This window comes from Pseudomonas sp. S3E17, from assembly GCF_024168685.1.
In the GTDB taxonomy this organism is placed as follows: Bacteria; Pseudomonadota; Gammaproteobacteria; order Pseudomonadales; family Pseudomonadaceae; genus Aquipseudomonas; species Aquipseudomonas marginalis.
Map to the genome: position 1 here is coordinate 5,150,592 of NZ_JALJWE010000001.1, position 14,379 is coordinate 5,164,970.

At 62.9% G+C, this 14,379-nt stretch carries 11 protein-coding genes; all 11 read left to right on the forward strand.

What is annotated here, in order from left to right:
* The first annotated feature begins 291 nt into the window (after positions 1 to 291).
* The 11 genes from hutU to J3D60_RS23305 all read left to right on the forward strand — a co-directional run bounded on the left by hutU (position 292) and on the right by J3D60_RS23305 (position 14,140).
* On the forward strand, positions 292 to 1,962 hold the full coding sequence (hutU, locus tag J3D60_RS23255) for a urocanate hydratase (protein WP_065940753.1): 1,671 nt from the start codon (positions 292 to 294) through the stop codon (positions 1,960 to 1,962).
* A 69-nt stretch (positions 1,963 to 2,031) separates the two neighbouring features.
* Positions 2,032 to 3,480 (forward strand): cytosine permease, encoded by a 1,449-nt coding sequence (locus J3D60_RS23260; RefSeq protein WP_027605055.1) that lies wholly within the window; start codon positions 2,032 to 2,034, stop codon positions 3,478 to 3,480.
* A 70-nt stretch (positions 3,481 to 3,550) separates the two neighbouring features.
* Positions 3,551 to 4,516 (forward strand): ABC transporter substrate-binding protein, encoded by a 966-nt coding sequence (locus J3D60_RS23265; protein ID WP_027605054.1) that lies wholly within the window; start codon positions 3,551 to 3,553, stop codon positions 4,514 to 4,516.
* Positions 4,517 to 4,587: 71 nt separating this feature from the next.
* Entirely contained in the window at positions 4,588 to 5,439 is an 852-nt protein-coding gene (locus J3D60_RS23270; RefSeq protein ID WP_027605053.1) for a proline/glycine betaine ABC transporter permease, read from the forward strand.
* Entirely contained in the window at positions 5,436 to 6,260 is an 825-nt protein-coding gene (locus J3D60_RS23275; protein ID WP_051429333.1) for a glycine betaine/L-proline ABC transporter ATP-binding protein, read from the forward strand. The genes J3D60_RS23270 and J3D60_RS23275 overlap by 4 nt, the downstream gene beginning before the upstream one ends.
* A 117-nt stretch (positions 6,261 to 6,377) precedes the next feature.
* Positions 6,378 to 7,886, forward strand: a complete 1,509-nt coding sequence (hutH, locus tag J3D60_RS23280) for a histidine ammonia-lyase (RefSeq protein ID WP_253492968.1) — start codon at positions 6,378 to 6,380, stop codon at positions 7,884 to 7,886.
* A 33-nt stretch (positions 7,887 to 7,919) separates the two neighbouring features.
* Complete coding sequence (gene hutH, locus J3D60_RS23285; RefSeq protein WP_253492970.1) at positions 7,920 to 9,458, forward strand: histidine ammonia-lyase; 1,539 nt, start codon at positions 7,920 to 7,922, stop codon at positions 9,456 to 9,458.
* Between the two features lie 160 nt (positions 9,459 to 9,618).
* Positions 9,619 to 11,028, forward strand: coding sequence for an amino acid permease (locus tag J3D60_RS23290; protein ID WP_065925740.1), 1,410 nt, complete (start codon positions 9,619 to 9,621; stop codon positions 11,026 to 11,028).
* Between the two features lie 15 nt (positions 11,029 to 11,043).
* The gene (gene hutI / locus J3D60_RS23295) at positions 11,044 to 12,249 is read left to right on the forward strand and encodes an imidazolonepropionase (protein ID WP_253492972.1); all 1,206 of its coding nucleotides are present in this window, start codon (positions 11,044 to 11,046) and stop codon (positions 12,247 to 12,249) included.
* A gap of 11 nt (positions 12,250 to 12,260) precedes the next feature.
* A complete protein-coding gene (gene hutG / locus J3D60_RS23300; RefSeq protein ID WP_253492973.1) occupies positions 12,261 to 13,061 on the forward strand; it encodes an N-formylglutamate deformylase in 801 nt (266 codons plus the stop codon).
* A gap of 131 nt (positions 13,062 to 13,192) precedes the next feature.
* Positions 13,193 to 14,140 carry a choline ABC transporter substrate-binding protein gene (locus J3D60_RS23305; protein WP_253492974.1) on the forward strand — a complete coding sequence of 316 codons (948 nt, stop codon included), beginning with the start codon at positions 13,193 to 13,195 and terminating at the stop codon, positions 14,138 to 14,140.
* The last annotated feature ends 239 nt before the right edge of the window (positions 14,141 to 14,379 follow it).

Genomic DNA, 14,379 nt, shown 5'->3' on the forward strand with positions numbered 1-14,379 from the left:
GATCTGTTTCCAGGTCTCGCACCAATTTGTTACCGAACGCCCCAGCGTGGCGCAAAGCCGCGCTGTCGTGACACACCTCCTTCGCTATAAAACCCCTTCGCAAGAAATTTCATCACGCCTCGAAGCCCTGATTTCCAAGGCTCGTACGCGCTTTTCAGAAAAATCCGAATACCTTCCTCAGAAAGTTGGCCGCTTGATTGCATATGCTTGTATGTACAAGTAAAGATGTGTGCGTAAGACTCTCCTTCGCACCATCCATGTTCGCGCATCGATCGCCGAGGAGTTCTTGTTGTGACCAAGCCTACAAAATACCGTGACGTCGAAATCCGCGCCGCCCGCGGTAACAAGCTCACCGCCAAAAGCTGGCTGACTGAAGCGCCGCTGCGCATGCTGATGAACAACCTCGACCCCCAAGTGGCTGAGAACCCCAAGGAACTGGTGGTGTACGGCGGTATCGGCCGTGCAGCGCGCAACTGGGAGTGCTACGACCAGATCGTCGAGAGCCTCACCCACCTGAATGACGATGAAACCCTGCTGGTGCAGTCCGGCAAGCCGGTCGGCGTGTTCAAGACCCACAGCAATGCCCCACGCGTGCTGATCGCCAACTCCAACCTGGTGCCGCACTGGGCCAGTTGGGAGCACTTCAACGAACTGGATGCCAAGGGCCTGGCCATGTACGGCCAGATGACCGCCGGCAGCTGGATCTACATCGGCAGCCAGGGCATCGTCCAGGGCACCTACGAAACCTTCGTCGAAGCCGGTCGCCAGCACTACGATTCAAACCTCAAGGGCCGTTGGGTCCTCACCGCCGGCCTCGGCGGCATGGGCGGTGCCCAGCCTCTGGCCGCGACACTGGCCGGCGCGTGCTCGCTGAATATCGAGTGCCAGCAGGTCAGCATCGATTTCCGCCTCAACAGCCGCTACGTCGATGAGCAAGCCACCGACCTCGACGACGCCCTGGCCCGCATCGCCAAGTACACAAAGGAAGGCAAGGCCATCTCCATTGCGCTGCTGGGTAACGCCGCTGAAATCCTGCCGGAACTGGTCAAGCGTGGCGTACGCCCGGACATGGTCACCGACCAGACCAGCGCCCATGACCCGCTCAACGGTTACCTGCCGGCCGGCTGGACCTGGGACGAATACCGCGCCCGCGCCAAGACCGAACCGGCTGCCGTGATCAAGGCCGCCAAGCAGTCGATGGCGGTGCACGTCAAAGCCATGCTGGAATTCCAGAAGCAAGGCATCCCGACCTTCGACTACGGCAACAACATCCGCCAGATGGCCCAGGAAGAGGGCGTGGAAAACGCCTTCGACTTCCCAGGCTTCGTACCGGCGTACATCCGCCCGCTGTTCTGCCGTGGCATCGGCCCGTTCCGCTGGGCTGCGCTGTCGGGCGACCCGCAGGACATCTACAAGACCGACGCCAAAGTCAAAGAGCTGATCCCCGACGACGCCCACCTGCACAACTGGCTGGACATGGCGCGCGAGCGCATCAGCTTCCAGGGCCTGCCGGCGCGTATCTGCTGGGTCGGCCTGGGCCAACGCGCCAAGCTCGGCCTGGCGTTCAACGAGATGGTGCGCAGCGGCGAGCTGTCGGCACCGGTGGTAATCGGTCGTGACCACCTGGACTCCGGCTCGGTCGCCAGCCCCAACCGCGAAACCGAATCCATGCAGGACGGTTCCGACGCCGTGTCCGACTGGCCGTTGCTCAACGCCTTGCTCAACACCGCCAGCGGCGCGACCTGGGTTTCGTTGCACCACGGCGGCGGCGTGGGCATGGGCTTCTCCCAGCACTCCGGCATGGTCATCGTCTGTGACGGTACCGACGAAGCGGCCGAGCGCATTGCCCGCGTGCTGCACAACGACCCGGCCACCGGTGTGATGCGTCACGCAGACGCTGGTTACCAGATCGCCATCGACTGCGCCAAAGAGCAGGGCCTCAATCTTCCAATGATCAAGTAACCCGATGTGGGAGGGGGCTTGCCCCCGATGGCGGCGAACCCAGGACAATCCATCAGAGGTTGAATACACATGGCTGCAAACGACACCACCCCGTTGATCGAAAGGCGTTCGATCGACTACATCCCGGAAGCGGAAAGACACGGTCGTCTATTGAGCCAGTTCACCCTGTGGCTGGGTGCCAACCTGCAGATCACGGCGATCGTCACCGGGGCCCTGGCCGTGGTGCTGGGCGGTGATGTGTTCTGGTCGTTGCTCGGTCTGTTGATCGGTCAACTGCTGGGCGGCGGCGTCATGGCGTTGCATGCGGCGCAAGGGCCCAGGCTGGGCCTGCCGCAGATGATCTCCAGCCGGGTGCAGTTCGGTGTGTACGGCGCGGCGATCCCGATCGTGCTGGTCTGCCTGATGTACCTCGGTTTCACCGCAACCGGCACCGTGCTTTCCGGCCAGGCCCTGGGCCAGTTGTTTGGTGTCAGCGACAGCGTCGGGATCCTGATCTTCGCCAGTGTCATCGTGCTGGTCACGGTGCTCGGTTACCGGGTGATCCACTTCATCGGCCGCGTTGCCAGCGTCATTGGCGTGATTGCCTTTGTCTACCTGTTCAGCCGTCTGATGAGCCAGGCCGATGTCGGCGCACTCCTGCAAATCCGCCACTTCAGCTGGAGCAGCTTCCTGCTGGCGGTGTCGCTCGCGGCCTCCTGGCAAATCGCCTTCGGCCCGTACGTGGCGGACTATTCACGCTACCTGCCGAGCAACACGTCCTCGCTGAAAACCTTTCTTGCCGCAGGCGCAGGTTCGGTGGTTGGCGCGCAGGTGGCGATGATCCTCGGCGTGTTTGCCGCGGCCATGTCCAACGGGCAATTTGCCGGTCACGAAGTGGCCTACATCGTCGGCCTGGGCGGTACCGGAGCCACTGCGGCGCTGCTGTATTTCAGCATCGCGTTCGGCAAGGTCACCATCTCCACGCTGAACTCCTACGGCAGCTTCATGTGCATTGCCACGATCATCAGCGGCTTTCGCGGTCGCCTCGAGGTCACGCGCTTGCAGCGCCTGTTTTTCGTACTGGCCATCGTCGGTACGGCGACCCTGATCGCCTTGCTCGGGCAGCACTCGTTCCTGGGGGCGTTCAAGTCCTTCATCCTGTTCCTGCTGGCGTTTTTTACCCCATGGAGCGCGATCAACCTGGTCGACTACTACTGCATCACCCGCGATCGCTACGACGTGCCGGCGCTGGCCGATCCGAACGGGCGCTATGGCCGTTGGAACCTGCTCGGTATCAGCGTGTATGTCTTCGGTGTGCTGGTGCAATTGCCGTTCATCTCCACCAAGTTCTACACCGGTCCCCTGGTGGCGGCCCTGGGGGATGTGGATATTTCCTGGATCATCGGCCTGGTTCTTCCCGCCGCGCTCTATTACTGGGCGGCGAAAAAGTGGCCTCGCGCAACGCCTGAACACCTGACCCTGCCGACAGAGCAGGGCGCTGCACCGACGACGACAAACGGGCTGGTTGCACAGGCCTGATGGGACGTGGACAGGGCAGGATGCCTACTGACTGCCGTAATCCATTTCAAGATTTGGGAGCGTCACAACAATGAAAATGCATAAGACCCTGTTGGCCACCGTGTTTTCCGCGGGCTTGCTGGCCACTGCTGGCGCCCAGGCGGCCGGTTGGTGTGAATCCGGCAAACCGGTGAAATTCGCCGGCCTGAACTGGGAAAGCGGCATGTTGCTCACCGACATCCTGCAAACCGTGCTGGAAAAAGGCTACGACTGCAAAACCGACAGCCTGCCGGGCAACTCCATCACCATGGAAAACGCCTTGAGCAGCAACGACATCCAAGTGTTTGCCGAAGAGTGGGTCGGCCGCAGCGAAGTCTGGAACAAGGCCGAGAAGGCCGGCAAAGTCGTCGGTGTCGGTGCCCCGGTGGTGGGCGCCGTCGAAGGCTGGTACGTACCGCGCTACGTGATCGAAGGCGACGCCAAGCGCAAGCTGGAAGCCAAGGCGCCGGACCTGAAAAACATCGCCGACCTGGCCAAGTACGCCGCGGTGTTCAAGGACCAGGAAGAACCGTCCAAGGGCCGTTTCTACAACTGCCCGGCCGGCTGGACCTGCGAGCTGGACAACAGCGAAATGCTCAAGAGCTATGGCCTGGAAAGCACCTACACCAACTTCCGCCCAGGCACCGGCCCGGCGCTGGATGCGGCGGTGCTGTCGAGCTACAAGCGTGGCGAGCCGATCCTGTTCTACTACTGGTCGCCAACCCCGCTGATGGGCCAGGTCGACCTGGTCAAGCTGGAAGAAAAACCCGGTGTGGATAAGACCGTGAGCATCAAGGTCGGCCTGTCCAAGACCTTCCACGAGCAAGCCCCGGAACTGGTGGCCGTGCTGGAAAAAGTCAACCTGCCCATCGACCTGCTGAACCAGAACCTGGGGCGCATGGCCAAGGAGCGCATTGAGTCGCCGAAACTGGCGAAAATTTTCCTCAAGGAACATCCTGAAGTCTGGCACGCCTGGGTGAGCGACGAGGCAGCCAAGAAAATCGACGCGGCCTTGTAGGTCAAGTGTGCACGGCTACCCTCATGGGTAGCCGGGCGCCTGGCCACAACCCACTGGATCGAGAGCACGCTATGTTTCCTGAGAGTTTTACGTTTTCCATCGCCGACTGGGTCAACGGTTGGGTGGATTCACTGGTCACCAACTACGGCGATGTGTTCCGGCACATCTCCGACACCCTGCTGTGGGCCATCGTCAACCTGGAAGGGCTGCTGCGCGCCGCCCCATGGTGGCTGATGCTGGCCATCGTCGGCGCCGTTGCCTGGCATGCCACCCGCAAGGTGCTGACCACGGCGGTGATCGTCGGTCTGCTGTTCCTGGTGGGCGCGGTCGGCCTGTGGGACAAGCTGATGCAGACCCTGGCGCTGATGATGGTCGCCACGGTGATCTCGGTGTTGATCGGCATCCCGCTGGGCATCCTGTCGGCGCGCAGCAATCGCCTGCGTTCGGTGTTGATGCCGCTGCTCGACATCATGCAGACCATGCCCAGCTTCGTGTACCTGATCCCGGTGCTGATGCTGTTCGGCCTGGGCAAGGTGCCGGCGATTTTCGCCACGGTGATCTATGCCGCACCGCCTCTGATTCGCTTGACCGACCTGGGGATTCGCCAGGTTGACGGCGAAGTCATGGAAGCCATCAACGCCTTTGGTGCCAACCGCTGGCAACAGCTGTTCGGCGTGCAATTGCCGCTGGCGCTGCCGAGCATCATGGCCGGTATCAACCAGACCACCATGATGGCGTTGTCGATGGTAGTGATCGCCTCGATGATCGGCGCCCGTGGCTTGGGTGAAGACGTATTGGTCGGCATCCAGACCCTCAACGTCGGCCGTGGCCTCGAAGCCGGGCTGGCGATCGTGATTCTCGCCGTGGTCATCGACCGCATTACCCAGGCCTATGGTCGTCCACGGCATGAGGCGAGCAAATGACTACTGTCAGCAAAATCGAAGTTAAAAACGTCTTCAAGATCTTCGGCGCCCGCTCCAAGGAGGCACTGGCGATGGTCGGCCAGGGCAAGACCAAGGACCAGGTGCTGGCCGAGACCGGCTGCGTGGTCGGCGTGAACGATTTGTCCCTGAGCATCGGCACCGGCGAGATCTTCGTGATCATGGGCCTGTCGGGCTCGGGCAAATCCACGCTGGTGCGCCATTTCAACCGCCTGATCGACCCCACCAGCGGCGCGATCCTGGTGGACGGCGAAGACATCCTGCAACTGGACATGGACGCCCTGCGCCAATTCCGTCGGCACAAGATCAGCATGGTGTTCCAGAGCTTCGGCCTGCTGCCCCACAAGAGCGTGCTCGACAACGTCGCCTACGGCCTCAAGGTGCGCGGCGAAACCAAGCAGGTCTGCGCCGAACGCGCGCTGCACTGGATCGAAACCGTGGGCCTCAAGGGCTACGAAAACAAATACCCGCACCAGCTTTCCGGTGGCATGCGCCAGCGTGTCGGCCTGGCCCGCGCCCTGGCCGCTGACACCGACATCATCCTGATGGACGAAGCCTTCAGCGCCCTCGACCCGCTGATCCGCGCCGAGATGCAAGACCAGTTGCTCGAGCTGCAAAAGACCCTGCACAAGACCATCGTATTCATCACCCACGACCTCGACGAGGCCGTGCGTATCGGTAACCGCATCGCGATCCTCAAGGACGGCAGGCTGATCCAGGTCGGCACGCCGAGGGAGATCCTGCATTCGCCGGCGGATGAGTACGTGGATCGGTTTGTCCAGCGGCGTGCGGCGGTGGTCTGACCCAGGTTCTGTGGTAAGGCTCAAGCGCCCTCCCACATTTGCAATGCATTCCCCTGTGGGAGGGGGCTTGCCCCCGATGAGGCCGGCAAAGCTGTAGAGAATATGAAGAGGTCAACAATGTCCCAGGCAGTAAAAATCATCATCGCCGACACTCCGCTGCGCTGGCAGGACGTGGTCGCCGTGGCCCGTCACGGTGCGGTGCTCGAACTCTCGGGCCAGGCCTGGGCGCGGATCGACAATGCCCAGGCCATCGTGCAGCGCATCGTCACCAGCGGCGAACGTGCCTATGGCGTGAACACCGGGCTGGGCGCGCTGTGCAACGTGTCCCTTAAGGGCGAGCAGCTGAGCCAGTTGTCGCGCAATACCTTGCTCAGCCACGCCTGTGGCGTCGGCCCGGTCCTCAGCGACGAGCAGACCCGCGCGATCATCTGCGCGGCGGTCATCAACTACAGCCACGGCAAATCCGGCCTGCATCCGCAGGTGGTGCATTCGCTGCTGGCACTGCTCAACCACGGCATCACGCCGCAAGTACCGTCCCAGGGCTCGGTGGGTTACCTGACCCATATGGCTCATGTCGGTGTGGCGCTGCTGGGTGTAGGAAATGTGAGCTATCGCGGCCGGATCGTGCCGGCGCAACAGGCCCTGGACGAAGAAGATTTGCGGCCGGTGGTGCTCGGCGCCAAGGACGGCCTGTGCCTGGTCAACGGCACGCCGTGCATGACCGGCCTGAGCTGCCTGGCCCTGGCCGACGCCCATCACTTGCTGCAATGGGCCGACGTGATCGGCGCCATGAGCTTCGAGGCACAACGCGGCCAGATCGATGCCTTCGACGAAGAAATTATCGCCCTCAAGCCGCACCCGGGCATGCAGCATGTCGGCCGCAACCTGCGTGCGTTGCTCGATGGCAGTGAAGTGATTGCGAGCAGCAAAGGCATCCGCACCCAGGACGCCCTGAGCATCCGCTCGATCCCGCAGATCCACGGCGCGGCGCGCGACCAGGTGGAACACGCCACTCGCCAGATCGAGACCGAACTCAATAGCGCCACCGACAACCCGCTGGTGCTCGGCACGCCGGACCACTACCGCGTGGTGTCCCAGGCCAACCCCCACGGCCAGTCCGTCGCCCTGGCCGCCGACCTGCTGGCGATTGCCCTGGCCGAAATCGGCTCGGTGGCCGAGCGCCGCCTCGACCGCCTGATCAACCCCCACGTCAGTGGCCTGCCGGCGTTCCTGGTGAGCAACCCCGGGGTCAACTCCGGGATGATGATCGTGCAGTACGTCGCCGCCTCGCTGTGCGGACAGAACCGCCAATTGGCGCAACCGGCGGTGCTCGACAACTTCGTCACCTCGGGGCTGCAGGAAGACCACCTGAGCATGGGCACCAACGCCGCGCTCAAGCTGCACCAGGTAGTGGCCAACGTCACCCAGATCCTCGCCATCGAGTACCTGCTGGCGGCCCAGGCCTTCGAATTCCTGAAAGACCAGCGCTTCGGCGCGGGCACCGATCGCGCCTGGCGCCTGTTGCGTGAAGTGGTGCCGGCCTATGAGCAGGACCGTTGGCTGGCGCCGGATATTGCGGCCGCCGCCAAGGTGCTCAAGGACACCGCATTACCGAATCTGCACTGAACACTTATTTCAAAAGAATAATTCACAAGGAGTATGAATGTGACTGCGCTAAACCTGATTCCAGGCCAATTGAGCCTCGCCCAACTGCGGGCCATCTACCAGCAGCCGGTAACCCTGCGCCTGGATGACAGTGCCTCGGCCCAGATCGAAGCGAGTGTGGCCTGCGTGGAACAGATTCTCGCCGAGAACCGCACCGCCTATGGCATCAACACCGGTTTCGGCCTGCTGGCCTCGACCCGCATCGCCAGCGAAGACCTGGAAAACCTCCAGCGTTCCCTGGTGTTGTCCCACGCCGCCGGCGTCGGTGAGCCGATCAGCGATGCGCTGGTGCGGCTGGTCATGGTGCTCAAGGTCAACAGCCTCAGCCGTGGGTTCTCTGGGATTCGCCGACAGGTGATCGACGCGCTGATTGCGCTGATCAATGCCGAGGTGTACCCGCATATTCCTCTGAAAGGCTCCGTTGGTGCTTCCGGTGACCTGGCGCCGTTGGCGCACATGTCCCTGGTGCTGCTGGGCGAAGGCAAGGCGCGCTACAAGGGCGAATGGCTGGAAGCCACCGACGCGCTGAAAGTCGCCGGCCTGACGCCGCTGACCCTCGCCGCGAAGGAAGGCCTGGCGCTGCTCAATGGCACCCAGGTGTCCACCGCCTATGCCCTGCGTGGCCTGTTCGAAGGCGAAGACCTGTTCGCCGGCGCCCTGGCGTGCGGCAGCCTTACAGTGGAAGCGGTGCTGGGCTCGCGCTCGCCGTTCGACGCGCGTATTCATGCGGCTCGCGGTCAACGTGGGCAGATCGATTCGGCGGCGGCCTATCGTGACCTGCTCGGTGAGAGCAGCCAGGTGTCGCAATCGCACCAGAACTGCGACAAAGTGCAAGACCCGTACTCCCTGCGCTGCCAGCCACAAGTCATGGGTGCCTGCCTGACTCAGTTGCGCCAGGCGGCCGAGGTACTGGTGGTCGAAGCCAACGCCGTGTCCGACAACCCGTTGGTATTTGCCGCTGAGGGTGACGTGATCTCCGGTGGCAACTTCCACGCCGAACCGGTGGCCATGGCCGCTGACAACATGGCCCTGGCCATCGCCGAAATCGGCTCCCTGAGCGAGCGTCGTATCTCGCTGATGATGGACAAGCACATGTCGCAACTGCCGCCGTTCCTGGTGGGCAATGGTGGGGTGAACTCCGGTTTCATGATCGCCCAGGTGACCGCCGCCGCCCTCGCCAGTGAGAACAAGGCATTGGCTCATCCCCATAGCGTCGACAGCATCCCGACGTCCGCCAACCAGGAAGACCACGTGTCGATGGCCCCGGCGGCCGGCAAGCGCCTGTGGGAAATGGCCGAGAACACCCGCGGCATCCTCGCGGTGGAATGGCTGGCCGCGTGCCAGGGCCTGGACCTGCGCGAAGGCCTGAAGACCTCGCCGAAACTGGAAAAAGCCCGTGGCTTGTTGCGCGACAAAGTGGCGTTCTACGACAAGGACCGCTTCTTCGCCCCGGACATCATCGCCGCCAGCGAACTGCTCGCCAGCCGCTGCCTGAATGAGTTGGTGCCGGCCACGTTGCTGCCGAGCCTGTAAGCGGTTCAGAGAACGGCATGGCTCTCTGTGGTGAGCGAGCTTGCCCGCGCCGGGCTGCGCAGCAGCCCCAAAAAAGGCCGCGAGCGCTTCGCACTCGAGCGCGAGCAAGCTCGCTCACCACAAACAACTTTCTCAGGATAAAAATAATTAGGGACGAGAAATGCACCAGCAAGAAAAGGGTTTGAAACGCGGGCTGAGCGCCCGACATATTCGCTTCATGGCCCTCGGTTCCGCGATCGGCACCGGGCTGTTCTACGGTTCCGCCTCGGCCATCCAGATGGCTGGCCCCGCCGTGCTGCTGGCTTACCTGATCGGCGGCGCCGCGGTGTTCATGGTGATGCGCGCCCTCGGTGAAATGGCCGTGCACAACCCGGTCTCCGGCTCCTTCGGCCAATACGCCAGCACCTACCTGGGCCCGTTGGCCGGTTTTATCCTGGGCTGGACCTACGCCTTTGAAATGATCATCGTCTGTCTCGCCGACGTTACCGCCTTCGGCATCTACATGGGCTTCTGGTTTCCCGAGGTCGCGCGTTGGGTCTGGGTGCTCGGCATCGTGTTTTTGATCGGCGGCCTGAACCTGTGCAACGTCAAGGTCTTTGGCGAGATGGAGTTCTGGCTGTCGCTGCTCAAGGTCGGCGCCATCGTGGCGATGATCCTCGGCGGTTTCGGCATCATGCTGTTCGGCATCCACTCGGCCGGCGAAACCCAGGCCAGCGGCCTGAGCAACCTGTGGGCCCACGGCGGCTTCATGCCCAACGGCATTGGTGGGCTGATCGCCTCGTTTGCCGTGGTGATGTTCGCGTTTGGCGGCATCGAGATCATCGGCATCACCGCCGGTGAAGCCAAGGACCCGCAGCGCGTGATCCCCAAGGCGATCAACGCCGTGCCGCTGCGCATCCTGTTGTTCTACGTGCTGACGTTGTTTGTCTTGATGGCCATCTACCCATGGCCGCAGATCGGCAGCCAGGGCAGCCCGTTCGTGCAGATCTTCAGCAACCTCGGGATAGGCTCGGCGGCGACCCTCCTCAATATCGTGGTGATTTCGGCGGCCGTGTCGGCCATCAACAGCGACATCTTCGGTGCCGGCCGCATGATGTACGGCCTGGCGCAGCAAGGGCAGGCGCCCAAGGGCTTTGCCCGGTTGTCCAGGCAAGGCGTACCGTGGATGACGGTGGTGGTGATGGGCGCCGCCTTGCTCGGCGGTGTGCTGCTCAACTACCTGATCCCGGAAAACGTGTTCCTGCTGATCGCGTCGATTGCCACCTTCGCCACCGTATGGGTGTGGCTGATGATCCTGTTCACCCAGGTCGCCATGCGCCGCTCGATGACGAAAGAGCAGGTCGCCGAATTGAAATTCCCGGTGCCGTTCTGGCCCTACGCGCCGGCTGCGGCCATCGTGTTCATGCTGTTTGTGTTTGGCGTGCTCGGTTACTTCCCGGACACCCAGGCGGCCTTGCTGGTCGGTGCGGTGTGGATCGTGTTGCTGGTCGTTGCCTACCTGCTGTGGGTCAAGCCCGCCGCCGGGCAAGCGGCCAAGGTCCATTACGACCCGGCCTTGTCTCATCGATAACTTAGGGAGGCGTTGATGAAAACCCTTTGGCAACACTGCCACGTTGCAACCATGGCCCAGGGCAAATACTCGATCATCGAGGATGCCGCCCTGGTCACCGCCGGTTCGCTCATCGAGTGGATCGGTCCGCGCAGCGAAGTACCGACGGCGGATTACGCCCAGGTGCATGACCTGCACGGCGCGTGGGTCACCCCCGGGCTGATCGACTGCCACACCCACGCGGTGTTTGGCGGCAATCGCAGCGGCGAATTCGAGCAGCGCCTCGAGGGCGTGAGCTATGCCGACATCGCGGCCAAGGGCGGCGGTATTGCCAGCACCGTGCGTGCCACCCGCGCTGCCACGGAGGATGAACTCTTCGCCAGCGCCCATAAGCGCCTGCGCAGCCTGCTGCGCGACGGCGTTACCACGGTGGAGATCAAGTCCGGCTACGGCCTGGACCTGGCCAACGAGCGCAAGATGTTGCGTGTGGCTCGGCGCCTGGGCGAAGCGCTGCCGGTCAGCGTGCGTGCCACGTGCCTGGCGGCCCATGCATTGCCGCCGGAGTACAAGGACCGCGCCGATGATTACATCGAGCACATCTGCGCCGAGATGCTGCCGGCCTTGGCGGAGGAAGGATTGGTGGACGCGGTGGATGCGTTCTGCGAATACCTGGCGTTTTCCACCGAGCAGGTGGAGCGGGTGTTCAAGGTCGCCCGGCAACTCGGCCTGCCGGTAAAGCTGCACGCCGAGCAGTTGTCGTCGCTGCACGGCTCCAGCCTGGCGGCGCGTTACCACGCGCTGTCGGCGGATCACCTGGAATTCATGACCGAAGAAGACGCCACCGCCATGGCCGCTGCCGGCACCGTCGCGGTCTTGCTGCCGGGGGCGTTCTACTTCCTGCGCGAAACCCAGCTGCCGCCGATGGACGCCCTGCGCAGGCACGGTGTGAAGATCGCCATCGCCAGCGACCTCAACCCCGGCACCTCGCCGGCGTTGTCGGTGCGCCTGATGCTGAACATGGCCTGCACCCTGTTCCGCATGACCCCGGAAGAAGCCCTGGCCGGTGTCACACAACATGCGGCCACTGCCCTGGGCATGGGCGACACCCATGGGTCCCTGGAAGTGGGCAAGGTGGCCGACTTTGTCGCCTGGCAGATCGATCGCCCCGCCGACCTCGCCTATTGGCTGGGCGGTGAGCTGGATAAACGCGTCGTGCGCCACGGCGTCGACGTCACTGTATAAGGAGCACTGCTGTGGATAAGGTTCTGAGCTTCAAACAAGGCCGTGTGCCGCTGCTGATCAGCATGCCCCACGCCGGCCTGCGCCTGACGCCTGCGGTGGAAGCCGGGTTGATCCCCGAAGCGCAAAGCCTGCCGGACACCGATTGGCACATCCCCACGCTGTATGACTTCGCCGAAGCGCTGGGTGCCAGCACCCTGTCGGCGGAGTACTCGCGGTTTGTCATTGACCTGAACCGGCCTTCGGACGACAAGCCGCTGTACGCCGGTGCCACCACCGGTCTGTACCCGGCGACCCTGTTCGATGGCGTGCCGTTGTTCCGCGAAGGGCTGGAGCCGAGCGAGACAGAGCGCGCCAGTTACCTGCAAAAGATCTGGGGCCCGTATCACCGCACGCTGCAAGAGGAACTGGCGCGGCTCAAGGCTGAGTTCGGTTATGCGCTGCTGTTCGATGCGCACTCGATCCGCTCGGTGATCCCGCACCTGTTCGAGGGCAAGCTGCCGGACTTCAACCTCGGCACCTTCAACGGCGCCGCCTGCGATCCGGAACTGGCGAGCCAGCTCGAGGCCATCTGTGCCACCCATCCTCAGTACACCCATGTGCTGAACGGGCGCTTCAAGGGCGGGCATATCACCCGCCATTACGGCAATCCAGCGCAGGATATCCATGCGGTGCAGCTGGAATTGTGCCAGAGCACGTATATGGAAGAGTTCGAGCCGTTCCGCTATCGCCCGGATCTGGCCGAGCCGACGCAAGTGGTGTTGAAGCAGCTGCTGGAAGGCTTGCTGGCGTGGGGGCGCAAGCGCTACGAGTGACGAACGGTCGCCCCTGTGCAACTCACAGTCGCCACAGGTCGTGTTGGGAGAGGTCTCGCTCGGTAAGGTTGTGGTTATGGCGCACCAGACGCCACTTCCCATAATAAAAGCTGCCGAGTGAGACCTCTTTCATGAAAAGGCTGTTCAACCGTTACCTGTTGACCCTCACCGGCGCCGCACTCCTCAGTGCCCAAGCCATGGCCGCCGAACCGGCCTCCTGCAAAACCGTGCGCATGGGCGTGGTCAGTTGGACCGATGTGGTCGCCACCTCGGGCATGGCCGACGTGCTGCTCAGCGGCCTGGGCTATGACAGCAAGCAGACCAGCGCCGTGCAGCAGATCATTTTTGCCGGTATCCGCGATAAACGCCTGGACGTGTTCCTCGGCTATTGGAAGCCGGCGATGGACAACAACATCGCGCCGTTTCTGGCCACGAGGCAGGTCAAGGTCTTTGATAAACCCAGCCTCGCCGATGCCCAGGCCACCCTGGCCGTGCCGCAATACGTGGCTGACGCCGGGCTGAAGACCTTTGCCGACATCGCCCGTTTCAAGGACAAGCTGGGCGGCAAGATCTACGGCATCGAGCCCGGCAGCGGCGCCAATACCGATATCCAGAAAATGATCGACACCAACCACTTCGGCCTGGGCGGCTTCAAGCTGGTGGCTTCCGGTGAGGCTGGCATGTTGGCGGCGGTGCAGCGCGCGGTGAACCGCAAGGAGTTCGTGGTATTTGTCGGGTGGACCCCGCACCCCATGAACATCAATATGAAAATGGCCTATCTCACTGGCAGCGAAGACGTGTTCGGTCCTGACGAAGGGCGTGCCACGGTCTCCACCGTGACCGCGCCGGACTTTGCCGAACGCTGCCCCAACGCTAACCGATTGCTGGAAAACCTGACCTTCACCGCGGCCCAGGAAAGCCAGCTGATGGTGCCGATCATGGAGCGCCAGTCGCCGCAGGACGTGGCCAGGCAATGGCTGCGCGACCACCCCGAGGATTTGCAGCGCTGGTTGGCCGGGGTTACAGCATTTGATGGCAGCGATGGCTTGGCGTCGCTCCAGGCCTACCTCAAACCCTAAGCCAAGTGCAGCCCCGATAGCCATGGGTATCTTAAGGGTTGACGCATAACGCTGTGGTGAGCGGGCTTGCCCCGCGCCGGGCTGCGAAGCAGCCCCAATAAAGGCGCCGGGATTTTTCTGTTAGTACTCAGCGTGTGGGGTTTTAGGGCTGCTTCGCAGCCCAGCGCGGGGCAAGCCCGCTCACCACAAGGACTTCATTACCTCAGGTTATGCTTTCACCGAAGTAGATACGACTGCCC

Bases quoted from the DNA above. Each gene is read 5' to 3' on its own strand.
- J3D60_RS23260 (WP_027605055.1), top strand. From the start codon at position 2,032: ATGGCTGCAAACGACACCACCCCGTTGATCGAAAGGCGTTCGATCGAC.
- J3D60_RS23265 (WP_027605054.1), top strand. From the start codon at position 3,551: ATGAAAATGCATAAGACCCTGTTGGCCACCGTGTTTTCCGCGGGCTTG.
- J3D60_RS23270 (WP_027605053.1), top strand. From the start codon at position 4,588: ATGTTTCCTGAGAGTTTTACGTTTTCCATCGCCGACTGGGTCAACGGT.
- J3D60_RS23275 (WP_051429333.1), top strand. From the start codon at position 5,436: ATGACTACTGTCAGCAAAATCGAAGTTAAAAACGTCTTCAAGATCTTC.
- hutH (WP_253492968.1), top strand. From the start codon at position 6,378: ATGTCCCAGGCAGTAAAAATCATCATCGCCGACACTCCGCTGCGCTGG.
- hutH (WP_253492970.1), top strand. From the start codon at position 7,920: ATGAATGTGACTGCGCTAAACCTGATTCCAGGCCAATTGAGCCTCGCC.
- J3D60_RS23290 (WP_065925740.1), top strand. From the start codon at position 9,619: ATGCACCAGCAAGAAAAGGGTTTGAAACGCGGGCTGAGCGCCCGACAT.
- hutI (WP_253492972.1), top strand. From the start codon at position 11,044: ATGAAAACCCTTTGGCAACACTGCCACGTTGCAACCATGGCCCAGGGC.
- J3D60_RS23305 (WP_253492974.1), top strand. From the start codon at position 13,193: ATGAAAAGGCTGTTCAACCGTTACCTGTTGACCCTCACCGGCGCCGCA.